The organism is Microbacterium sp. Leaf320 (genome assembly GCF_001423485.1).
GTDB lineage: Bacteria > Actinomycetota > Actinomycetes > Actinomycetales > Microbacteriaceae > Microbacterium.
In genome coordinates this window covers 409,931-433,223 of the sequence record NZ_LMOD01000003.1, presented here as the reverse complement: position 1 = coordinate 433,223, position 23,293 = coordinate 409,931, and the positions used below count along the sequence as shown (strand labels likewise).

The window sequence follows — 23,293 nt, the reverse complement described above, 5'->3', positions numbered from 1 at the left end:
GAGCACCGAGACGAAACGCGGTGCGGATCAGTGGAACTGCGCGGCTTCGGTGGAGCCGGCGAGGGCGAGGGTCGCGCTGTCGGGGTTGAGCGCGGTGGAGATGACGTCGAAGTAGCCGGTGCCCGCCTCGCGCTGGTGCTTGGTGGCGGTGTAGCCGTTCGCCTCGGCGGCGAACTCGGCCTCCTGCAGCTCGACGTACGCGCTCATGGCGCGCTCGGCGTAGCCGCGGGCGAGGTCGAACATCGAGTGGTTCAGGGCGTGGAAGCCGGCGAGCGTGATGAACTGGAACTTGTAGCCCAGATCAGCCAGCTCCTGCTGGAACGTCGCGATCTCGGCGTCCGACAGGTGGCGCTTCCAGTTGAAGCTCGGCGAGCAGTTGTACGCGAGCAGCTTGCCGGGGAACTGCGCGTGGATGGCCGCGGCGAACTCACGAGCCAGCTCGATGTCGGGCTCACCCGTCTCGACCCACAGCAGATCGGCGTATGGAGCGAACGCGAGTCCGCGGCTGATGACCGACTCGATGCCGGGACGGATGCGGTAGAAGCCCTCGGCGGTGCGCTCGCCGGTGGTGAACTGCTGATCGCGCTCGTCGACGTCGCTGGTGAGCAGGTCGGCGGCGAGAGCATCCGTCCGGGCGATGATGACCGTCGGGACACCTGCCACGTCGGCCGCGAGGCGTGCTGCGTTCAGCGTGCGGATGTGCTGCTGGGTGGGCACGAGCACCTTGCCGCCCAGGTGGCCGCACTTCTTCTCGCTCGCGAGCTGGTCTTCCCAGTGGATCGCCGCGGCGCCAGCCTGGATCAGCGACTGCGCGAGCTCGTAGGCGTTGAGCGGCCCGCCGAACCCGGCCTCGGCATCGGCGACGATCGGGGCGAGCCAGTCCTGGGTGACGTCGCCCTCGGCGTGCTCGAGCTGGTCCTGACGGATCAGCGCGTTGTTGATGCGACGCACGACCGCCGGCACCGAGTTGGCGGGGTAGAGCGACTGGTCGGGGTAGGTCTGGCCGGCGAGGTTGCCGTCGGCCGCGACCTGCCAGCCCGAGAGGTAGATCGCCTTGAGGCCCGCACGCACCTGCTGCACGGCCTGGCCGCCGGTGTAGGCGCCGAGAGCCCGCACGTAGTCCTCGGTGTGCAGGAGGTTCCAGAGGTTCTCGGCTCCGCGGTGGGCGAGGGTGGAGTCCTCGCGCACCGACCCGCGGATGCGGATGACGTCTTCGGCCGAATAGGTGCGCTCGACACCGTCCCAACGGGGATCGGTCTCCCAGATCTCCCGGAGCTCGGCGGCCGTCTGAACCTGGTCGCCGGCGCGCAGACCTGCGGGGCGAGGGGTGTGGTTCTGATCGGTGTTCGTCATGGTGTCTCCTCCGTTGGATGCCCGGACCGTGAAGCCGGGTGGCGTGTTTCCACTGTGGGTGAAGAAGTCGCGCTCGACCGACCGATCTGCGTGTGAAGATCACCGGAAATTCTGTTTCTGTGACAGAATCGGCCTCATGAGCACCTCAGCGGTCGAAGAAGACGCCGACGCCCTCACGATCGGGCGACGCATCCGTCAGTTGCGCACGGCGCGCGGGATGACCCTCGACGACCTCGCGGCGGCCGTCGAGCGGGCCCCGAGCCAGATGTCGATGATCGAGACGGGCAAGCGCGAACCGAAGCTCACCCAGCTGCAGGCGATCGCACGTGCGCTCGGCGTCACGATCGATGCGCTTCTCGAGGGTGAGCCGCTCGACGAGCGCAGCGCGATCGAGATCGCCCTCGAACGCGCCATGAAGGGCCAGACCTTCCAGGCGCTGGGGATCGAGCCGTTCCGGATCGCCAAGAGCATGCCGACGGATGCTCTCAAGGCGCTGCTCGCGCTGCACGGTGAGATCGACCGGCTCAAGGACGAGCGGGCCGCCACACCGGAGGAGGCCCGGCGCGCGAACGTCGAGCTGCGTCACCTGATGCGACGGCAGGACAACCATTTCGCCGACCTCGAGGCGAAGGCGGCCGAGATACTCGCGGCGGTCGGGCATCCGGGCGGCCCGCTCACCCAGCGGACCGCATCCGAGATCGCCGCGTACTTGGGATTCACCCTCCACTACGCGCCTGATCTGCCGCAGACCACGCGCAGTGTCGCCGACCTCGCGAACGGGCGGCTGTACCTGTCGAGCAGTGTTCCGGCGAAAGGCGATGCGCGGACAGCAGTGCTCCAGGCGCTGTCGAGCCGCATCCTCGGCCATTCGGAGCCGCGCAGCTATGCCGAGTTCCTACGCCAGCGGGTTGAGACGAACTACCTCACCGGCGCGCTGCTCGTGCCCGAGGCACACGTCGTTCCCGCGTTGAAGGACGCGAAAGCACGCAGGGCGATCTCGATAGAGGACCTGCGAGATGCCTACTCGGTCTCATACGAGACCGCGGCGCACCGCTTCACGAATCTCGCGACCCGTCATCTCGACATCCCCGTCCATTTCCTCAAGGTGCACGAGTCGGGCACGATCACGAAGGCGTACGAGAACGACGACGTGAACTTCCCGACCGATCGGCTCGGCTCGATCGAGGGCCAGATGTGCTGCCGTCGCTGGACGAGTCGCGTGGTGTTTGACGAGGACGACCGGTTCAACCCCTATTACCAGTACACCGACACGGGCAACGGCACCTACTGGTGCACGGCCCGCGTCGAGGCGTCGAGTGAAGGGCTGCACTCGGTCAGCGTGGGCGTGCGCTTCGATGACACCAAGTGGTTCGTCGGCCGGGACACGCCGCACCGGGGGGTCTCGAAGCATTCGGTCGAGGTGTGCTGCCGCAGGGCGCCGGCCGACCTCGAGGGGCGGTGGCGCGAGAACTCCTGGCCGAACGTGAAGACGCCCCGCACCCTGCTGGCGACTCTGCCGACGGGGGCCTTCCCTGGCGTGGACACGACCGACGTGTACGAGTTCCTCGAGGCGCACGCGCCGCGGTGACGGTTCAGGGCGTCGGCACCTCCGGCTTCTGTGGAAAGACTGCGACGGCCACCGATGCCCGAGCCGCGGCTACCCTGAGACGGTGAGTCTCGGGGGAGTGTCCGGATTGCGGCGGCGCCGCACATTCATCGGTCGTCCGCCGCAGATTCGTGGATGCGATGGTGGGTCCCGGTGTCATGGTGTTCGGCTCTCGTCGCCGAGTGGCATGGGTCGGTGTCGACACGGTGTTTGAGTCGCACTCACACGGTCGGATGGGCGGACGTTCTCACTGCATTCATCGATGAGAAGCATGTCTTTCTGTCGCGGATGGACGGCGGAAGGCCGCGCGTCGGCTCGCGATATCTGCGAACCGACCCGGCGATCATCGACGAGATGCATGCCGAGGAGCGCTGGCGCCGGCACCCTCGAGCGGCGCCGGCGGGGTCATGACATCGATCGTCTAATCCCGCGCGGTCTGCAGCAGCGCCCACAGCTCTGCGCGGGCGGGGAACGACGACAGATCGCTGCCGAGCAGGGCACCGGCCTGCGTGATCCGCGACCGCAGCGTGTGACGGTGCACGCCGAGAGCAGCGGCCGCCGGATCGGACTTCGCATCGTGCTCCAGCCACGTGCGCAGGGAGCGTTCGAGGTCGCCGCCCGATCGCGCATCGTGGTCGCGCAACGGCGCGAGGCGCGACTCGGCGACCAGGCGTGCCTCGTCGGTGGCGAGTGCGCTGAGGATGCTGGATCCCGCGGCGTCCGCGAAGTGGAACACCCCCGCCTCCGACTGCTGGCGCAATGCCGCGAGGGCCTGTGCGTGCGCGCGCGAGAACGCGTCGTACGATTCCGACCCCGAGGCGCCGATGCGGATGCCGAAGCGGATCGCGATCTCGTCGAGCAGCGCCTCATCGGTCATCGACAGGCAGAGCACGACGCCCTCCGCCGATTCCGCGAGGAAGCTCGCGGTGCCGTGCTCGGAGCGCCGCCGCTCCCACCAGTCGGTCAGAGGGCCGGCTGGGGCATCGGCGGCGATGGCCACCACGACGGGCGCCGCGGGCATGCTGCCGAGCACCCTCCTGGCGAGGGACGGGTCGTCGTCGAGCAGCGAGCTGAGAAGCTGAGAGTTGAGCTTGCGTCGACTGCGGGCGAGCTGGTCGCTCTGCTCGAGCGCGAGCCCCGCCATCGCGATGACCGATGTCACGACCGTGCGGGCCTCGGAATCGAGTGCGTCGACCGCGAGCGCGATCACGCCGCGCAGCTGCCCGCCGCGGCCGACCGTGAACAGCATGAACGTCTGCTCGTCGATCGTGAGCGACTGCCCTGCTTCGAGTCCGCGGGTGAGGATCTCGGTGGCGCGCTCGCCGAGTGCTGTCAGGCGGTCCGTCGAGACGGACGCCCGCGGATGCGACAGCTGCAGGGCACCGGATGCGTCGTACATGCCGACCCAGACTCCGAGGCGGCGGCCGAGCTCGGCGACGGTCGCGTCCAGTCCGTGCGGGCGGAGCGCGGCGAGCGCCAGTGCACGCTGCGTGTCGAGCGCCCATGACCTGCGGGCATACGCCTGAGCCGCGATCGCCTCGGAATGCGCACGGGCGACGGCGATGAACGGCGTGCGGTAGGGCACCTCGAACAGCGGGATCCCTCGGCGCGCGCACTCGGTGACGAGTTCGTCGGGGATGCCGGCGCGGTGCACGTCCGTGCCGAATCCGAGGCCGAGCACACCTCGGTCGGACAGGCGCCCGACGTACAGCTCGACGTCGATGCCGGCGTCGAACTGGGTGCCGGTTGTCAGCAGTGCGAGGTCTTCCGCGAGGAAGGGCGTGGGGTCGGCGAGGTCGGAGCTGTGCACCCAGCGCAGTGGGCGATCCACCGCGCCGAGCGGGAGATCGGTCTCTGCCGAGACGAGCCCCAGACCGAGGTCGCGACGGCTGAGGAGTGCGCGAAGAGTGGGCTGCTCTGCGGCATCCATGCAGGTTCTCCATCTCCATCTCGTGACCGGTCTTTGTACGGCCCGGCGATGATCTCGATCAGATTGTACAGCTGGGCGAATGCGGCGGTCGATGTTCGAGTCGTACGCTCGCCCACATGGCACTCCTCGACAACGCAGCTGTTGCAGTTCCCCTCGGCGGACCCGAGCTCCCCCAGGAGCGTCGCCTCGTGACAGACCTTCCCGGCCCCCGGTCGGCGGAGATCCTCGCACGCAAGGCAGACGCCGTGGCAGCGGGTGTCGGGCACACTGTTCCCGTCGCGGCCGTCGCCGCAGGCGGAGGAGTGGTCGTCGACGCCGACGGCAACTCGCTCATCGACTTGGGATCCGGCATCGCCGTGACCACGGTCGGCAACGCGCACCCGAAGGTCGCCGCAGCCGTCGCCGCTCAGGCCGCGCAGTTCACGCACACCTGCTTCATGATCTCGCCGTACGAGTCGTACATCGAGGTCGCCGAGGCCCTCAACCGCCTCACCCCCGGCGACTTCGCGAAGAAGAGCGCGCTGTTCAACTCCGGCGCCGAGGCCGTCGAGAACGCGATCAAGATCGCCCGCAAGCACACCGGTCGCCAGGCGGTCGTCGCCTTCGACCACGGCTACCACGGCCGCACCAACCTCACCATGGCGCTGACCGCCAAGTCGATGCCCTACAAGAGCGGGTTCGGCCCGTTCGCGCCCGAGGTGTACCGCGCACCGATGTCGTACCCGTTCCGCGACGGGCTCGCAGGCCCCGAGGCGGCATCCCGCGTCATCCTCCAGCTCGAGAAGCAGATCGGTGCCGACAACCTCGCCGCCGTGATCATCGAGCCGATCCAGGGCGAGGGCGGCTTCATCGTCCCCGCCGAGGGCTTCCTGCCGGCGATCGCCGAATGGTGCCGCGCGAACGGCGTCGTCTTCATCGCCGACGAGGTGCAGACGGGCTTCGCCCGCACCGGGCACATGTTCGCGAGCGAGATCTTCGGCATCGAGCCCGACCTCATCACCACGGCCAAGGGCATCGCGGGCGGCCTGCCGCTCGCCGCCGTCACCGGCCGCGCAGAGATCATGGACGCCTCGCACTCGGGCGGCCTCGGCGGCACCTACGGCGGCAACCCGATCGCCTGTGCCGCAGCGCTCGCCGCGATCGACGTCTTCGAGAACGACGGCGTGATCGAGCGGGCCCGCGAGATCGGCGAGATCCTCACGACACGCCTCGCAGCCATGCAGCAGCAGGATGCCCGCATCGGCGACATCCGCGGACACGGTGCGATGATCGCGGCCGAGTTCGTCGATCCCGAGACCAAGGCGCCGGATGCCGCACTCACCGCAGCTGTCGCCAAGGCGTGCGTCGCCCAGGGCGTCATCGTCCTCACCTGCGGCACCTACGGCAATGTCATCCGCTTCCTGCCGCCGCTCGCGATCGGCGACGATCTGCTGAACGAGGGCCTCGACGTCGTCGCTGCGGCGCTCGCTGCGGCCTGACATGTCGACCCAACCGGAATCGCAGTGGGATCGGCCCGTCTCCCCTGAGACGTCGGCCGGTTTCGCCGGCGCGAACCCGCGCACGAAGAAGCTGCGGTCCCGTCACGTCACGATGATCACGCTCGGCGGGATCATCGGCGCGAGCCTGTTCGTCGGATCGGGCAACGTCATCCGCGCCGTGGGGCCCGCGGCCGTGCTGTCGTACCTCATCGGCGGCCTGCTGGTATTCCTGGCGATGCGGATGCTCGGCGAGATGGCGGCATCGCGTCCGGCCATCGGCTCGTTCATGGAGTACGCCAGGGTCGGCCTCGGCAACTGGGCCGCCTACCTCGTGGGCTGGCTGTACTGGTACTTCTGGGTCGGCGTTCTCGCTTACGAGGCGGTTCTCGGCGGCGAGACGATGGCCAGCTGGTTCCCGGTGGTGCCGTCCTGGGCCTGGTCGCTGATCCTCATCGCGATCTTCGTCGGAACCAACGTCATCTCGGTCCGCACATTCGGCGAGGTCGAGTTCTGGCTCGCCAGCATCAAGGTGCTCGCGATCGTCGTGTTCCTCGGCGCCGGTCTGCTCTTCGCCTTCGGACTCTGGCCGAACTCCGAGGTCTCGGTATCGAACCTCTGGGAGCACGGCGGCTTCGCCCCGAACGGCTACGGCGTCGCCTTCACCGGTGTCGCGCTGGTGATCTTCTCGTACTTCGGCACGGAGATCGCCGTGATGGCGTCGGCCGAGTCCGAGGATCCGGCCAAGGGCATCCGTCAGGCGACGAGCACGATCATCTGGCGCATCCTGCTGTTCTTCGTCGGATCCGTGCTCATCATCGTCACCGTCGTGCCGTGGGACGAGCTCCCCGTGCCGACCGATGTCGCCAACGCGCCGTTCACGTACGCGCTCGAGCAGTTCGGCATCCCCGGCGCGAGCATCATCATGCAGCTCGTCATCTTCACCGCCGTGATCTCGGTGCTGAACTCCGGCCTGTACTCCGCATCGCGCATGTTCTCGGCGCTGGCCGAGCAGGGCTTCGCGCCGAAGATCATGACGAAGAAGTCGAAGAGCGGCGTGCCCGTCATGGCGCTGCTCGCCTCGACCATCGGCGGCCTCATCGCCACCCTCGTGAACTTCTTCACACCCGGCTCGGGCATCTTCGACTTCATCATGAATTCGGCGGGTCTCGTCGCGCTGTTCGTCTACGTCTTCATCGCGCTGACCCAGTGGCGGCTGCGTCAGAAGATGACGCCGGAGGAGGTCGCGAACCTCAAGCTGAAGATGTGGCTGCACCCGTGGCTCAACATCGTGCTGATCACCTGCATCGCCGCAGTGCTCGTGGTGATGCTCACGACCGAGGGCGGACGCACCCAGGTCTGGACGAGCCTCATCGCCACCGGCGTGCTCGTGCTTTTCTGGCCGTTCGTGCGTCGCAATCTCACCAAGCGCAACGCCGCACAGGCGACCGAGACATCGGGAAGCGACGCCGTCGCGACCTGAACAGACGTCCGGTCGCGATTCGTATCGGGGGATTTCGGATCGCGACCGGCACTACCCCTTTCCAACGAAGGAGAAGCAGATGGCTGAGATCACCCGTGACGTGCTGATCGTCGGTGCGGGAGCCGCAGGGCTCACGGCGGCGAACGACCTGCGCAAGGCCGGCCTGTCGGTCGCCGTCCTGGAGGCCCGCGACCGCGTCGGAGGCCGTCTGTGGACCGATGTCATCGACGGCGCCATGCTCGAGATCGGCGGACAGTGGGTCTCGCCCGATCAGGACGCGCTGAAGGACACCATCGAGGAGCTGGGGCTCGAGACCTACAGCCGTTACCGCGAGGGCGACAGCGTGTACGTCGGCCCCGACGGTCAGACGCACCGCTTCACCGGCGAGATGTTCCCGGTGTCGGCTGCGACCGAGGCGGTCATCGCCGAGATCACCGAACGCCTCGACGCCATGGTCGCCGAGATCGACCCCGATCGTCCGTGGGAGCACGCGAACGCCAAGGAGTGGGACTCGGTCACCTGGGATGCCTGGCTGCGAGCGCAGACCGATGACGATGAGGCCGTGCGCAACCTGGCCTTCGCCACGGGATCCGCGATGCTCACCAAGCCCACGCACTCGTTCTCGCTGCTGCAGTCGCTGCTGATGGCGGCATCCGCAGGTTCCTACTCGAACCTCGTCGACGCCGACTTCATTCTCGACAAGCGCGTCGTCGGCGGCCTGCAGAAGGTGCCGCTGCTGCTGGCCGAGCGCCTCGGCGACGACGTCTACCTCAACCAGCCGGTGCGCTCGCTCGAGTGGGGCGCCGACGGCGTGACCGCCACGACCGACGAGCTCACCGTGCGCGCGCGGTTCGCGATCCTCGCACACGCGCCGGTGCTCTACAGCCGCATCGCCTTCGTGCCGCCGCTGCCGCGTCGTCAGCACCAGATGCACCAGCACATCTCGATGGGCTTCGTCATCAAGGTGCACGCCGTCTACGACCGTCCGTTCTGGCGCGAGCAGGGCCTCAGCGGCACTGCGTTCAGCCCGTACGAGCTGGCGCACGAGGCGTACGACAACACGAACCACGCAGACGAGCGCGGCACCCTGGTCGGCTTCGTCAGCGACCAGAACGCCGATGACCTCTTCACGCTCACGGCCGAGGAGCGCAAGGAGCGCATCCTCGAGTCGCTGTCGCACTACTACGGACCCGAGGCCAAGAACCCCGTCGTCTACTACGAGAGCGACTGGGGCACCGAGGAGTGGACCCGCGGCGCGTACGCGGCGAGCTTCGACATGGGGGGCCTGCACCGCTACGGCGCAGACCTGCGCTCGACCGTCGGCCCGATCCACTTCGCGTGCAGCGATCTCGCGGGCGCCGGCTACCAGCACGTCGACGGCGCGATCCGCATGGGCCACCTCGTGGCCTCGAACATCGTCGACTCGAGCCGCGCCGCCGGCGACACCGCCGAGGTCGGCTGATGACCGGCGCAGTCGTCGTCGGCTACACGGCGACGGATGCGGGTGCGGATGCCGCGGCTCTGGGCGCGCGGCTCGCACGCAGCCTCGGGGCTGTTCTGCACCTCGTGATCGTGCTGCCCTCGGAGGGCACCCGCAGCGCGGCGGTGCCTCCGGAGCGGGCCTACGAGGACCACATCCGCCGACAGGCGAAGGAGTGGCTCGAGGATGCGGTCGTGCGCCTGCCGCAGGAGCTGACCCGTACGGGTCACGTGCGCTTCGGCGAGTCCTTCGCCGAGGGGCTGATCGCCGCGGGTGAGGAGTTCGACGCCCGACTGATCGTCATCGGGACCGCCGGCGGCAGCATCTTCGGCCGCCACCGTCTCGGCAGCGTCGCCTCGGAGCTGCTGCACTCGTCGACCATCCCCGTCGCACTCGCCCCGGCGGGCACCGCCGACGAGGACGACCACGTCCTGCCTCGGGTGACGGCAGCCGTCGGCAACCGCGCAGGAGCAGACAACCTGCTCGACGAGGCTGCGGCGATCGCGACCGAGTCCCGCGTCGGTCTGCGTCTGGTCTCCCTCGTGCCGTTCGACGTGCCGCCCGGTCTCGACACCGGTGCGATCCGCGTGGTAGGAGAGGCGCATGCACACGACGTTCTCGCCCTCGCGAAGGGGCTTCTTCCCGAAGAGCTCAAGGCCGAGGTCGAAGAGGCACCGGGTGACAGCGTCGAGGATGCCGTCGCGAACCTCTCGTGGCTGCCCGGTGAGGTCGTCCTCGTCGGCTCCAGCCGTCTGGCGCAGCCGCGCCGCCTGTTCCTGGGCTCCACCGCAGCGAAGATGCTGCACGAACTGCCCGTACCCATGATCGTCGTCCCGCGCACCCGCGCCGAAGCAGGAGTCCGCTGATGAGCAGCACGAACCGGGCGACGGAGCCCGAATCCGGTGTGACGACCGGGATCTCCCAGAAGGGGCTCAGCGCAGGTGCCGTCGGCGTCCTCGGAGCCGTCGTGATCGGCGTGTCCACGATCGCGCCCGCATACACCCTCACCGCATCGCTCGGACCGACGGTCGCGGTCGTCGGCACCCAGGTGCCCGCGATCATGCTCGTCGGCTTCATTCCGATGCTCTTGACCGCCTTCGGCTATCGCGAGCTCAACCGGATGATGCCGGACTCCGGAACGTCGTTCACCTGGGGCGTGCGAGCGTTCGGCCCGTGGATCGGCTGGATGACCGGCTGGGGCCTGATCGCCGCGACCGTCATCGTGCTGTCGAACCTCGCCGGCATCGCCGTCGAATTCCTCTTCCTGCTGATCGCGCAGCTCAGCGGCAACCCCGAGATCGCGGATCTCGCCTTCAACCCGTTCATCAACGTCGTCGTCTGTCTGCTCTTCATGCTCGGGGCGACGCTGGTGTCGTACCGCGACATGCAGACCACGCAGAAGTTCCAGTACATCCTGGTCGGTTTCCAGGTGCTCGTGCTCGTCGTCTTCGCGACCGTCGCGATCGTCAAGGCCGTCAACGGAGACGCCCCCGAGCCGACCGCGTTCTCGTGGTCGTGGTTCAACCCGTTCGAGGTGCCGTCCTTCAGCGCCTTCGCCGCGGGCCTGTCGCTGTCGATCTTCATCTTCTGGGGTTGGGACGTCGTCCTGACCATGAATGAAGAGACGAAGGACCCGGCCAAGACCCCTGGTCGCGCCGCGATGGTCACCGTCGTGGTCGTCGTCGCCCTGTACCTGCTGCTCGCGATCGGCCTGATCATGTTCGCGGGTGTCGGCACCGGCGAGTACGGTCTCGCGAACGAGGACATCTCGGCGAACGTGTTCTTCGCCCTGTCCGACCCGATCCTCGGACCGCTGGCGTTCCTCGTGTCGCTCGCGGTGCTCTCGAGCTCGGCGGCATCTCTGCAGTCGACCGCCGTCGGCCCTGCCCGCACATTGCTGGCGATGGGGCACTACGGGGCCCTGCCGAAGAAGTTCGCTCGGGTGAGCCCGCGCTTCTTCACGCCGGGCTACTCGACGATCGTCTCTGCCGTGGTCGCATCCGTCTTCTACGCCGTGATGCGCCTGGTGAGCGAGAACGTGCTCACCGACACGATCCTCTCGCTCGGCATGATGATCTGCTTCTACTACGGCCTCACCGCGTTCGCGTGCGTCTGGTACTTCCGCAAGCAGTGGTTCGACTCGGCCAGGAGCTTCTTCTTCACGTTCCTGTTCCCGCTCGTCGGCGGCGCGATCCTCGCAGTGCTGTTCGTGACGACGCTCATCGACTCGATGGATCCTGCCTACGGCAGCGGCTCGAGCATCGGCGGCCTCGGCCTCGTGTTCGTCCTCGGCGTCGGCATCATCGTGATCGGCATCGTCATCATGATCTGGCAGTCGATCAAGCGCCCGGCGTTCTTCCGCGGCGAGACGCTCAGCATGGATGCTCCCGCGAGCGTTCGCCGACGCTGACCCCACCCACGTCCCCACAGAAAGAGATTCCATGAGCACTCAGACAGAGCAGGCGCTGCTCGACAGCATCCCCACCGGCCTCTTCATCGGGGGAGAGTGGATCGACGGCGAGACCGGCGGCACGTTCGACGTGCAGGACCCTGCGACCGGTGCGGTGATCCGCACGATCGCCGACGCGACGCCCGGCGACGGCATCCGCGCCCTGGATGCGGCCGTGGCCGCGCAGGACTCGTGGGCAGCCACCGCTCCCCGCACTCGCAGCGAGATCCTGCGCCGCGCATTCGACCTCGTGCAGGAGCACAAGGAAGACCTCGCGCTGCTGATGACGCTCGAGATGGGCAAGCCTCTCGCCGAGGCGCGCGGAGAGGTCGCCTACGGCGGCGAGTTCCTTCGGTGGTTCAGCGAAGAGGCCGTGCGCATCAGCGGTCGCTACGGCATCAACCCCGAGGGCACCGGCCACATGGTCGTCTCGCAGCGTCCCGTCGGTCCGTCGTTCTTCGTGACGCCGTGGAACTTCCCGTTCGCGATGGCGACGCGCAAGATCGCTCCCGCCCTCGCGGCAGGCTGCACCGTGGTGATCAAGCCCCCGGCACTCACGCCGCTGACGACGATCTTCTTCACGTCGCTGCTCGAGAAGGCCGGGCTCCCCGCCGGCGTCGTCAACGTCGTGCAGACCTCGAAGTCGTCGGCGCTGTCTGCCCCGATCATCGCCGACCCGCGCCTGCGCAAGCTGTCGTTCACCGGCTCGACCGAGGTGGGCCGCAAGCTCATCGCACAGGCGGCCGAGGGCGTGCTGCGCGTGTCGATGGAGCTGGGCGGCAACGCCCCGTTCGTCGTGTTCGACGATGCCGACCTCGACAAGGCCGTGGACGGCGCGCTGGCCGCGAAGTTCCGCAACATCGGCCAGGCATGCACCGCCGCCAACCGCTTCATCGTGCACAAGGGCGTCGCCGAGGAGTTCGCCCGCAAGGTCACCGAGCGGGTCAACGCCATGAAGATCGGCCGCGGCACCGAAGAGGGCGTCGCCATCGGACCGCTCATCGATGAGGGCGCGGTCGCGAAGGCCGGAGAGCTCGTCGACGACGCCGTGGAACGCGGTGCCACGCTGCTCGCCGGCGGCAAGGCGCTCGAGGGCACCGGCACGTTCTACGAGCCCACCGTCCTCACCGATGTCGTCGCAGGGTCGGCGATCCTCCGTGAGGAGATCTTCGGACCGGTGCTCGCGATCGCGACCTTCGACACCGAGGACGACGCGGTTCGTCTCGCGAACGACACCGAGTACGGGCTCGTCTCGTACGTCTTCACCGAGAACCTGCAGCGCGGACAGCGCATGATCGACAAGCTCGAGACCGGCATGATGGGTCTCAACGTGGGCGTGGTGTCCAACGCCGCCGCACCCTTCGGTGGCGTCAAGCAGTCCGGCGTCGGCCGCGAGGGCGGTCTCGAGGGCATCCACGAGTACCTGTCCACCAAGTACACGCTGATCCCGGTCTCCTGACCGGTCGGCCCAGAGGAGGAGAGAAAATGACCGATTACGCCGTCATCAACCCCGCCACCGGAGAGACGCTGGCGTCCTTCGACACCTTCACCGACGCGCAGATCGAGGCGGCCGTCGCAGCTGCCGATGAGGCGCACCGCGAGTGGTCGCGGTCTTCGACCGTGGCGGAGCGTGCAGCGCTGCTGCGCCGTGCGGCCGAGCTGCACCGCGAACGCCGCGAGGCGCTCGCCGACGTCTTCGTGCGCGAGATGGGCAAGCCCCGCGAGGCCGCGCTCGGCGAGGTCGACTTCGCCGCCGACATCGCCGAGTACTACGCCGACCAGGCCGAGGCGATCATGGCCGACCAGCCGATCGCGATCCTCGGAGACGGCACGGCGATCGTCCGCCGCTCATCGCTCGGACCGCTCGTCGGCATCATGCCGTGGAACTTCCCGGCGTACCAGATCGTGCGTTTCGCGGCTCCGAACCTGATCGTGGGCAACACGATCCTGCTCAAGCCCGCACCGCAGTGCCCCGAGTCGTCGACCGCGATCGAGGCGATCTACCACGATGCCGGATTCCCGAAGGGCGCGTACCAGAACGTGCTCGCGACGAACGACCAGATCGCCGACATGATCGCCGACCCCCGTGTGCAGGGCGTCTCGCTCACGGGATCGGAGCGCGCGGGCGCCGCAGTGGCCGAGATCGCCGGACGCAACCTCAAGAAGGTCGCACTGGAGCTCGGTGGATCCGACCCGTTCATCGTGCTCTCCACCGACGACCTCGACGCCACCGTGCAGGCGGGCGTCGACGCACGTCTCGACAACAACGGCCAGGCCTGCAACGGAGCGAAGCGCTTCATCATCGTCGACGGTCTGTACGACGCGTTCGTCGAGAAGTTCACGGCGGCGATGGCATCGGTGACGGCGACCGACCCGACGCTCGATGACACCGTGCTCGGCCCGGTCTCGTCCGAGACGGCGGCCGAGAACCTGCAGAAGCAGATCGACCAGGCCGTCGAGCAGGGGGCGACGCTGCTGACCGGAGGCACCCGTGACGGGGCGTTCTTCGCGCCGACCGTGCTGGCCGACGTGACTCCCGAGATGAACGTCTACCGCGAGGAGCTCTTCGGTCCCGCGGCCGTCGTCTACCGGGTCGCCGATGAGGACGCCGCGGTCGCCCTCGCGAACGACACCACGTTCGGCCTCGGCTCGTACGTCTTCACGACCGACGCCGAGCAGGCCGAGCGCGTCGCCGACAACATCGAGGCGGGCATGGTCTACGTAAACCTCGTGCTGGCCGACAGCCCCGAGTTGCCGTTCGGCGGCATCAAGCGCAGCGGCACTTCGCGCGAGCTCGGCCACCTCGCCGCCGACGAGTTCGTCAACAAGAAGCTCATCCGCATCGGCTGAGCTACTCGCAGGGCAGGAGGGGCGGATGCTTCGGCATCCGCCCCTTCCTCGTGCCTGCCGCCCTCTTCTCGCGCCCGCCCCCGGGTGCCGTCTGCAGGACCGTGGCACGTCCGCAGGACCGGAGATCGTTTCCGGGCCCTGCAGACGTGCCTGAATCCTGCAGCCGGACGTGAGCAACGGATGACGAGCCGAGGTTCGACGGATGCCGGAGCCCGCCGACGTGCCCGGGCGTAGGTTGGAAGCATGGCAACCGTCGCAGCGAACATCGTCAAGACTCTCCGCGCGAATGGGATCGACCGTGTCTACGGCCTCCCGGGTGACTCCCTCAACGGTTTCACCGATGCGCTCCGCAAGGACGGCGGCATCCGATGGGTGCACGTGCGACACGAGGAGTCCGCGGCGTTCGCGGCGGCGGCGGATGCGGCGCTCACGGGCGACCTCGCAGTCGTCGCCGGTTCGTGCGGCCCCGGCAACCTGCACCTGATCAACGGCCTCTACGACGCCAACCGCTCGCGGGTGCCGGTTCTGGCGATCGCGGCCCACATCCCGACCACGGAGATCGGCACCGGATACTTCCAGGAGACCCACCCGCAGGAGCTGTTCCGCGAGTGCAGCGTCTACGTCGAGTACGTCGCCGACCCCCAGCAGATGCCGCGCCTTCTCGAGATCGCGATGCGTGCGGCGATCGAGCAGCGAGGAGTCGCGGTGCTCGTGATTCCGGGCGACGTCGCGCTGTCCGAGATCGCCGACGACCGCGCCGTCGTGATCGAGCGAGCGCATCCCGTGGTGGTGCCGAGCGGTGATGAGCTCGAGCGCGCAGCCACTCTGCTGAACGCCTCGAAGAAGACCACGATCCTCGCGGGTGCCGGCGTCGAGGGCGCCCACGATGAGGTCATCGCGCTCGCCGACCGACTCGGCGCGCCGATCGTGCACGCGCTGCGCGGCAAGGAGTTCATCGAGTACGACAACCCGTTCGACGTCGGCATGACCGGGCTTCTCGGCTTCGCCTCGGGTTATCGGGCCATGGAAGCGGCCGACACCCTGTTGGTGCTGGGCAGCGACTTCCCGTACGAGCAGTTCTACCCCGAGCACGCCACGACCATCCAGGTCGACATCCGCGGCTCGCAGCTGGGCAAGCGGCATCCGCTCGACCTCGGTCTCGTCGGAGACGTCGGAGCGACCGCCGCCGCACTGCTGCCGCGTCTGGCCGAGAAGAGCGATCGCGGTCACCTCGACGACTCGACCGCGCACTATCGCAAGACCAGGGCGAAGCTCGACGACCTCGCGACCCCGACGAAGGCCGGTCGTCCGATCCATCCGCAGTACCTCGCCCGACTCCTCGACGAACAGGCGGCGGATGACGCGATCTTCACCGCAGACGTCGGCTCGCCGACCGTATGGGCGGCTCGGTACCTGTCGATGACCGAGAACCGACGGCTGATCGGCTCGTTCACGCACGGGTCGATGGCCAACGCGCTGCTGCACGGCATCGGCGCGCAGGTCTCGCATCCTGATCGGCAGGTCGTCGCACTCGCCGGTGATGGCGGGCTCGCGATGATGCTGGGGGAGCTGCTGACCCTCACGCAGAACAGGCTTCCGGTGAAGACGATCGTCGTGAACAACTCGTCGCTGAACTTCGTCGAACTCGAGATGAAGGCCGCCGGCTTCGTCAACTACGGCACGTCCCTCGACAATCCGAGCTTCGCGGCGATCGCCGAGGCCATGGGCATCTTCGCGCGCCGCGTCGAGAACAGCGAGGACCTGCCGGATGCCGTGCGAGAGGTGCTCGCGCACGACGGCCCTGCGCTGCTCGATGTCGTCACGGAGCGGCAGGAGCTGTCGATGCCGCCCGCGATCGAGGCCGCGCAGGTCAAGGGCTTCGCGCTGTACGCGATCCGCACCGTGATGTCGGGCAAGGGAGACGAGCTGCTCGACCTCGCGCGGGCGAACTGGCGTCAGTTCCTCTGAGCCGCGACCAGGAGGCGGCGTCGTCTCCGGTCGTTGAGCGAGCAGCGGAGCAGCGAGACGAAACGGGCCACGATGCGGGGGAGGGCGTTTCGTCTCGGTCGACTTCGTCGTCCTCGCTCAACGACCGGGAGGTGGTCGACTTCGTCGTCCTCGCTCAACGACCGGGGGGCGGCGTCAGCGAGCCGTTCAGCTCTCGAGCAGCGCTCGCACCTCGGCTGCTTCGACCTGGCGACCGAGGGACTCGAGCACGTCGCCCAGCTCGAGTGCCGACACCTGACGGAGCGGCGGATGCTCGGTCGCGTGCTCCAGTGCGTTGCGGTAGATCGGCACGGCGTCGGCCGCGCGGTCGTCGCCGGCGAGCAGGCGGGCGGCGAACAGCTCTGAGCCGCCGGCGGAACCTGCATCACCGACCGCGGCGAATCCGTCGGCAGCGGTCAGCGCCGCGGCCACGGCCTCGTCCGTGTGGCCGAACTGCGCGAGCGCGCGGCCGCGCGAGTCGGTGACGTCGGCGAGCAGCCAGCCGGCCTCGTGCTCCTGGGCGAGCGCTGCGACCTCGTCGAAGAGGGCGAACGCACGGTCGTCCTGCCGTGCGCCGTAGGCCTGACCCAGGTTGTGCAGGACGTCGGCGAGGGCGCCGACCGCATCCGGGGCCTTGCGGACGATCTCGGCTGCCGTCTCGAGCGACTCGATCGCCTCGTCGTTCTCCTCGAAACGGGCGAGGATCTTCGCGCGCTCGGTCAGCGCCACTGCGTGATCTGCGTGCTCCTCCGCCTCGCCGAAGAGCTGTGCGGCGTACCCGAAGGCGCCGACGGCCTGCCCGAACTCGCCGGATGCGCCCAGCGCGCGGGCGAGGAGGGATGCCGTCATCGCGCGCGATGCGGGGTGCACCTCGGCCTGCTCCTCGCTCTCGAGCACCTGGCCGAACAGCTCAGCGGCGACCTCGGCGTCGCCCGCAGCGAGCATGGCGCGCGCGAGACGGAAATCGGCCCCCGTCTGATCGCCGCCCTCCTGGGCGACGAGACGGGAGGTGACGCGGTAGCGGGTGACGGCCTTCTCGGGGTCGCCCGCGTCCTCCCAGAGCGCTCCGGCGAGCAGATGTGCCGCGGCCAGGGCTTTGGTGGCTCCGAGCCCGGCCAGCAGGCGTGACGCCTCGTCGGCGTCCACCGCACCCTCCACGAACGCCTCGCTGCCGCCGCGCACTCTGGCGCGCGTCTGCAGGGCCTGCGCGCGGTGACCGATGCTGAGGTCGTCCTGGGCGAGGAACCGATCCAACAGCGCGGATGCCGCCTCGATGTCGTTCTTCTGCAGCACGGCCGCGATCGCGATCAGCGTCGTGGTGTTGGACAGGCGGGCGTCGTCGGCCTCGGCGAAGGCGCGGGCGGCGATCTCGGCCATGTCGAGGGCGGCGCCGGGCTCTTCGGCGTGCATGTGCAGCGAGGCACGGCTGATCGCCAGGTCGCCGCGGGACCACGCGGGAAGGGCTGCGGCGGTCGCGAGCTCGTCTTCGAGGGCGGCTGCCGCGTCGGGAGTGTTCAGCCCGAAGGTCGCGAGGCCGAGCCGCTGCTCGAGGTCGGCCTGCACGTCGAACCCTGCGGCTCGCAGCGCGTCGATCCGCGTCGGAAGCAGCTCGGCGGCTTCGTCGGCGCGATCGAGCGCGATCAGGATGCCGAGGCGCATCGACATGAGCTGGGCGAGCTTCGACGGATCCTCGACGGAGAGGGCGTGGGGGAGCGCCTGCAGCGTCTCGTGCTCTGCCCCGAACTGGGCGAGGTCCATCACACGGTCGAACCAGGCATCGGCATCGATGGGCGTCGAGGCGTCGGGGGCAGCGGTGAACGCGTCCGACCGGATGGGAACGTCGTAGTGCTCGGTGGCCAGGGCGCGAGTGCGGGCGAGTGCGCGTGCGTGCCCCTCGGTGCCGTCGCGGCGGTCGAAGTCGGCGCCGATGCGCTCGGCGGACGCCCAGGCGGCGGCAGCGAGATCGGCGGCGCCCCAGATGCCGTCGTGCTCGCCGAAGAAGACGGTGAGCGCGGGAGCATCGGCTCCTCGCACCGGGGTGTCGCCGTGGCCGGTCGCCGCAACGCGGTCGAGCGCGAACGCGAATGCGGCGAGGGCGGCGAAATGTGCGTCGACGTTGAGACCGTCGTGCGCGAGCCACGAGATGTGACGCTCGATCTGCGCGAGAGCTCGGGCCTCATTGCCGGTCAGTGCCGAGAACACGATGTTGTTCGCGACGATCCGCAGGTTGTCGGGGTTGTCCTTCGCGAGGCGATAGCTGCGCAGGTGCGCGCTCTTCGCCTCGTCGAGGCGTCCGGCGCGCAGGTACGGCACGAGCACACGTGAGAGGGCATGCTCGGGCTCCTCGCCGCACGAGAACCCGCCCTCGAGCATCTCCTCGATGAGCCGGATCGCCTCCGCATCGCGATCGGTCTCGGCGAAGAAACCGGCGACCTGACTGCGGCCGCACGCGTCGCAGTGGCTGTGGTCGTCTCGTGGTGTCGCCTCCAGCTGCACGCGCAGCGCCTCGGCCTCGTCGATGCGGCCGGCATCCCAGGCATCCTCGAACCGTGCGGTGAGCACTCCGCTGAGACCGAGCCCCGCGGTGCGGTAGTGCGCCTCCATGTCATCGAGCACCGCGGCGATCTGCTCGACCGAGAATGCGGGCGACGACCGCAGCGACGATGCCATCCACTTGAACTGCCACATCAGGTCGGCGCCGCCGTACTCCAGATCGGCCGGGAAGCGCTGCGGGTCGGCGTCATGCCGGGCGAGGCACCACGCGAACGAGTTCAGCATCACGTCGGTCGCGCCGTTCATGTTCGCCGATGCGGTCTGGCGCATGCGGGCCTCGTACTCGAGGCGCTCGTCGCCGAGTTCGACGGCGAGGGCGACGGCCTCTGCCACGAGCGTCTGCTCGGCGGGGCCCCACGGGGTGCGGTCGATCTCCTCGATGAGCTGTGTGAAGCGCTTCTGCGGACGTGCCATGCGGGGTTCTTTCGGACGGAGTGCGGATCAGAGCGCGTCGTCGAAGGGGACAGAGTCCTCTTCGACGCCGGCCGAGAGCGAGACGAGGTCGGCGAGCGCCGTGGACATGAGGGCGCGGTCAGCGTCCGAGAGCGGATGGTGCCCGGCCAGGAGCGCCTGGATGTAGAGCAGCTGCACTGTGCGGGCGAACACCGCGTCGTCCTGCACCCGCACCAGGGCGCGCACGACCCGGTTGGACCAGTTCAGACACAGACGGGCGCTCAGATCGTCGTCGCGTGATGCCGAGAGCGTCGAGTCGATGCGGTCGAGCACCCCGCCCCACAGCGAGCCGGTGATGCCCTTGGTGCGGCCGCGGTCGATCCGGCGGAGCACCTCGGGGTCGGCCACGTAGAGGGCGGCGAGCTCCGGCTGGTCGATCGAGCGCACCGTGACCGAGCATCCGGATGCCGTCAGCACGCCTCCGGCGCGGGCCTCGAGCGCCACGGCGGCGTCGCGGTCGTCGAGCGGAGGAGGGTCCAGACGGTCGAGCTCGCCGGTCACGTCGACGAGTTCGACGGTGATGTGCGGGTAGAGATCGGGCAGCATCCGCACGAGGTCGGCGTCGTAGAGGTAACCGCCGTTGACCAGCACTTCGGAGCTGGGGGAGATGCCGGCGACCTGACGGAACTCGTCGACCGACGGGGCGAAGCGCACATGCGGGTACCGCTCGACGAGATCGCCGATGCGCATCGTGCCGTGGGTGGTCTCGAGAGTCAGCCAGCGGGTGATGAACCGCGCGAGCTCCTCATCGTGTCGCACCAGCGACTTCAGCCCCACCTCGTGGATCGCGACGAACTGGGCGAGCCGGTGCGGCTCGCGCAGGCCGAGCTCGAGCACCCAGCGACGGATGCCGGCGCCGAACTGCTCGCGCACGCGCTCCAGCGCCGCGTCGTCGACCAGGGACTCACGACTCGCGGTCGGCGCGAGGCCGGTCGAATCGACGACCGCTCGCACGAAGAACGCCCACTCCGGCAGCACGTCGTCGACGCGCTCGCCGAGCAGCATCCTGCCGAGGTACATGCGCGTCGCCTGCCGTGCGCCGGGCGGGGGAGCGTAGGGGAGCACATAGGCGAGTCCGCGGGTGCCGGTGGCGGGCTCGGTGAGTTCGATCGCATCGAGCGGTGAGGCGCCGAGGAGGTCGCGCCCGTACTGCACGGCGCCGTCGACGTCGTCGGCGGCGTCGAGGAACGGTGCGCGGCGGGTCACGTCGACGTCGCCGTTCGGGGAGTCGATCGTGACGCGAACGGGGAGGAACTCGGCGAAGGTCGACGCCAGCTCGCGAACGGCCGCGGGGCGAAGCAGATCATCGGCGTCGAAGCGGGGCACGAGGTGCACGCTCGTGCCGATCGGCAGGTCGTCGTCGATCTCGACCACGCGGAACGTGCCGTCGGCGCTGCCCGTCCACTCGACGGCCTGGCCGCCCCGCGCGCTGCGCGAGCGGATCACGATCGTGTCGGCGACCATGAAGCAGCTGAGCAGGCCGATGCCGAACTGGCCGAGGTAGTCGCTGCGGGGAAGGTCGAAGATGTCGCGCTTCGAGCTGCGTCCGACCGTCGCGAGCAGGTCGGCCACCTCGCCGGCGGTCAGGCCCACGCCGTCGTCGCGCAGGACGAACTCGCCGGAGGCCTCCGTCAGCGGCGTGATGCGGATGCGTCCGCCCTCGCCGTCCACCTCGCGTCGGGCCGTGATCGCGTCCCTGGCGTTCTGCAGAAGCTCCCGCAGATACACCCGAGGGCTCGAATAGATGTGGCGACTCAGAAGGTCGACGACCCCGCGCAGGTCCACCTGGAACTGCTGCACGTCAGCGCTCACTGCGCTCCCTCCGGTTGCATCCGCCCGCCGAGCCTAACAACAACACCCCGGCCGGGCCCGGTTCGGCACCGGCCGGAGGATGCCGTATGCTTGACGAGCAGTTGTTGTCTGCATTCTTTCGCCGTGCCCCGGTCCTTCCGGTCCGGTTGCGGTGGCAAGATGAAGATGACACCCCGAGACCTCCCGGTCTCTAGGGCGGTAGCTCAATTGGCAGAGCAGCGGTCTCCAAAACCGCAGGTTGCAGGTTCGATTCCTGTCCGCCCTGCGCGTCAGCACACGCTGACACACGAAAGGTACATTCAGGATGGATCAGGACGAACCGCGCGGCGAGGTCGTCGCGTCAGGAGCCACCCGCGAGAAGAAGCGTGGCATCGCAGGCTTCTTCGGGAGCATCGCCCTGTTCTTCCGTCAGGTCATCGCAGAGCTGCGCAAGGTCGTCACGCCGACCCGCAAGGAACTGGTCAAGTTCACCGCGGTGGTGCTCGTCTTCGTTCTGATCGTCATGGGCATCGTCTACGGACTTGACACCCTGTTCGCCTGGGTGACGCACGTGGTGTTCGGAGTCCCGGGCGCCTGACGCCCTCGCGGCTCCGGCCGCAGTGATTGGAAAGAAACAACGTGTCTGAACGATATTCCGACGACGCCGACTGGGCGACGGCTGCCGAGCAGTCCAGCGAAGAGGACGAAGCCCAGGAGGGCAACGTCCTCGCTGCGGAGGAGAACTCGGTCACCCCGGCCGAGCACGTCGCGCTCCACATCGAGGATGTCGACGGCGACGACGAGTCCGACACGCAGGACGACACCGACATCGAAATCGACGACCCGGAGGCTGACGCGATCGTGAACGACGCTCTCAATCTGGACGAAGCGGCTGAGTCTGAGGCTGCCGCTGAGGTCCTCAACGACTCTGTGGCGGAAGAGACCGCCGAACTCGAGGCCGCTGAGGCCGACGAGGTCACCCCCTACGACGGCCCCGACCTCGGCGCCGACGACGAGCAGGCCGACGACGAGCAGGGCGACGCCGACGCCGAGTCCGATGAGGACGAGGACGCCGAGGACGACCCGTACGAGGCGTTCCGCCTCGACCTGCGGATGCTCCCGGGCAAGTGGTACGTCATCCACTCGTACGCCGGTTTCGAGCGCAAGGTCAAGGCGAACATCGAGCAGCGCAAGTCGACGCTCGAGGTCGAGGACGAGATCTACCAGATCGAGGTCCCGATGGAAGACGTCGTCGAGATCAAGAACGGCCAGCGCAAGATGGTCACCCGCGTGCGCATCCCGGGCTACGTGCTCGTGCGCATGGAGCTCACAGAAGACACCTGGTCTGTCGTGCGCCACACCCCGGGTGTCACCGGCTTCGTGGGCAACGCCCACAACCCGACCCCCCTGCGTTTCGAAGAGGCCTTCAACATGCTGAAGTCCCTCGTCGAGGTCAAGGATGCCCCGACCGCGAAGAACATCGCGTCGAAGGGCGGCCTCGCCGTCGCGCGTCCGCTGCCGGCCGAGGTCGACTTCGAGGTCGGCGAGACCATCACGATCAAGGAGGGCTCGTTCGCGGGTCTTCCCGGTTCGATCAGCGAGATCAAGCCCGAGAGCGGCAAGCTCACGGTGCTCGTCTCCCTCTTCGAGCGCGAGACCCCGGTCGAGCTGTCGTTCGACCAGGTCACCAAGATGGTCTGACACCCGCTTTCTCGAGAACGGCCGTCCCATGCGGGGCGGCCGTTCTCGCGTATCAGGCATGCCGTCGGATCAGGTAGACTTGTCTGGTTTGTGTGCCGCTTCGGCGTGTGCGCAGACGACCGCAGCCCGGAGATGCCGGGTTCGCGGGAGAGCGGATGCACCCGCATCCGTTCGATGAAAGGA

At 68.5% G+C, this 23,293-nt stretch carries 15 protein-coding genes and 1 tRNA gene; 12 read left to right on the top strand and 4 right to left on the bottom strand.

What is annotated here, in order from left to right:
* Positions 1 to 27: 27 nt before the first annotated feature.
* Positions 28 to 1,353, bottom strand: coding sequence for an isocitrate lyase (gene aceA / locus ASF63_RS11975; protein WP_056514094.1), 1,326 nt, complete (start codon positions 1,351 to 1,353; stop codon positions 28 to 30).
* Between the two features lie 136 nt (positions 1,354 to 1,489).
* Here aceA and ASF63_RS11970 point away from each other — a divergent pair, with 136 nt between their 5' ends.
* Positions 1,490 to 2,941, top strand: coding sequence for a helix-turn-helix domain-containing protein (locus ASF63_RS11970; RefSeq protein ID WP_056514091.1), 1,452 nt, complete (start codon positions 1,490 to 1,492; stop codon positions 2,939 to 2,941).
* A 439-nt stretch (positions 2,942 to 3,380) separates the two neighbouring features.
* Here the strand turns inward: ASF63_RS11970 and ASF63_RS11960 are convergent, their stop codons facing one another.
* Positions 3,381 to 4,889 carry a PucR family transcriptional regulator gene (locus ASF63_RS11960; RefSeq protein WP_056514086.1) on the bottom strand — a complete coding sequence of 503 codons (1,509 nt, stop codon included), beginning with the start codon at positions 4,887 to 4,889 and terminating at the stop codon, positions 3,381 to 3,383.
* 116 nt (positions 4,890 to 5,005) lie between these two features.
* Between ASF63_RS11960 and gabT the strand changes: the two genes are divergently transcribed.
* The 8 genes from gabT (at position 5,006) to poxB (ending at position 16,594) form a co-directional block, all read left to right on the top strand.
* Positions 5,006 to 6,367 carry a 4-aminobutyrate--2-oxoglutarate transaminase gene (gabT, locus tag ASF63_RS11955; RefSeq protein WP_056514082.1) on the top strand — a complete coding sequence of 454 codons (1,362 nt, stop codon included), beginning with the start codon at positions 5,006 to 5,008 and terminating at the stop codon, positions 6,365 to 6,367.
* 1 nt (position 6,368) lies between these two features.
* The gene (locus ASF63_RS11950) at positions 6,369 to 7,847 is read left to right on the top strand and encodes an amino acid permease (RefSeq protein WP_056514077.1); all 1,479 of its coding nucleotides are present in this window, start codon (positions 6,369 to 6,371) and stop codon (positions 7,845 to 7,847) included.
* Between the two features lie 79 nt (positions 7,848 to 7,926).
* Positions 7,927 to 9,309 (top strand): flavin monoamine oxidase family protein, encoded by a 1,383-nt coding sequence (locus ASF63_RS11945; RefSeq protein WP_056514074.1) that lies wholly within the window; start codon positions 7,927 to 7,929, stop codon positions 9,307 to 9,309.
* Positions 9,309 to 10,193 carry a universal stress protein gene (locus ASF63_RS11940; protein ID WP_056514070.1) on the top strand — a complete coding sequence of 295 codons (885 nt, stop codon included), beginning with the start codon at positions 9,309 to 9,311 and terminating at the stop codon, positions 10,191 to 10,193. The genes ASF63_RS11945 and ASF63_RS11940 overlap by 1 nt, the downstream gene beginning before the upstream one ends.
* Positions 10,193 to 11,737: an APC family permease gene (locus ASF63_RS11935; RefSeq protein ID WP_056514068.1), complete on the top strand. Its 1,545-nt coding sequence runs from the start codon at positions 10,193 to 10,195 to the stop codon at positions 11,735 to 11,737. Before ASF63_RS11940 ends, ASF63_RS11935 begins: the two co-directional genes overlap by 1 nt.
* Before the next feature lie 31 nt (positions 11,738 to 11,768).
* The gene (locus ASF63_RS11930) at positions 11,769 to 13,235 is read left to right on the top strand and encodes an NAD-dependent succinate-semialdehyde dehydrogenase (protein ID WP_056514067.1); all 1,467 of its coding nucleotides are present in this window, start codon (positions 11,769 to 11,771) and stop codon (positions 13,233 to 13,235) included.
* Between the two features lie 26 nt (positions 13,236 to 13,261).
* Entirely contained in the window at positions 13,262 to 14,626 is a 1,365-nt protein-coding gene (locus tag ASF63_RS11925) for an NAD-dependent succinate-semialdehyde dehydrogenase (protein ID WP_056514064.1), read from the top strand.
* 243 nt (positions 14,627 to 14,869) lie between these two features.
* Positions 14,870 to 16,594: a ubiquinone-dependent pyruvate dehydrogenase gene (gene poxB / locus ASF63_RS11920; RefSeq protein WP_056514061.1), complete on the top strand. Its 1,725-nt coding sequence runs from the start codon at positions 14,870 to 14,872 to the stop codon at positions 16,592 to 16,594.
* A 186-nt stretch (positions 16,595 to 16,780) separates the two neighbouring features.
* Here poxB and ASF63_RS11915 read toward each other — a convergent pair whose 3' ends face one another.
* The gene (locus ASF63_RS11915) at positions 16,781 to 19,579 is read right to left on the bottom strand and encodes a hypothetical protein (protein ID WP_056514058.1); all 2,799 of its coding nucleotides are present in this window, start codon (positions 19,577 to 19,579) and stop codon (positions 16,781 to 16,783) included.
* Between the two features lie 27 nt (positions 19,580 to 19,606).
* Entirely contained in the window at positions 19,607 to 21,430 is a 1,824-nt protein-coding gene (locus tag ASF63_RS11910; protein ID WP_056514055.1) for an HSP90 family protein, read from the bottom strand.
* Between the two features lie 192 nt (positions 21,431 to 21,622).
* On the opposite strand from ASF63_RS11910, the gene ASF63_RS11905 reads away from it, so the two are divergent.
* From ASF63_RS11905 to nusG, 3 genes are all read left to right on the top strand, one after another.
* Positions 21,623 to 21,695, top strand: a tRNA-Trp gene (locus ASF63_RS11905).
* Positions 21,696 to 21,734: 39 nt separating this feature from the next.
* Positions 21,735 to 22,007 (top strand): preprotein translocase subunit SecE, encoded by a 273-nt coding sequence (gene secE / locus ASF63_RS11900; RefSeq protein ID WP_056514052.1) that lies wholly within the window; start codon positions 21,735 to 21,737, stop codon positions 22,005 to 22,007.
* A 41-nt stretch (positions 22,008 to 22,048) separates the two neighbouring features.
* Positions 22,049 to 23,110 carry a transcription termination/antitermination protein NusG gene (nusG, locus tag ASF63_RS11895; protein ID WP_056514050.1) on the top strand — a complete coding sequence of 354 codons (1,062 nt, stop codon included), beginning with the start codon at positions 22,049 to 22,051 and terminating at the stop codon, positions 23,108 to 23,110.
* Positions 23,111 to 23,293 lie beyond the last annotated feature (183 nt).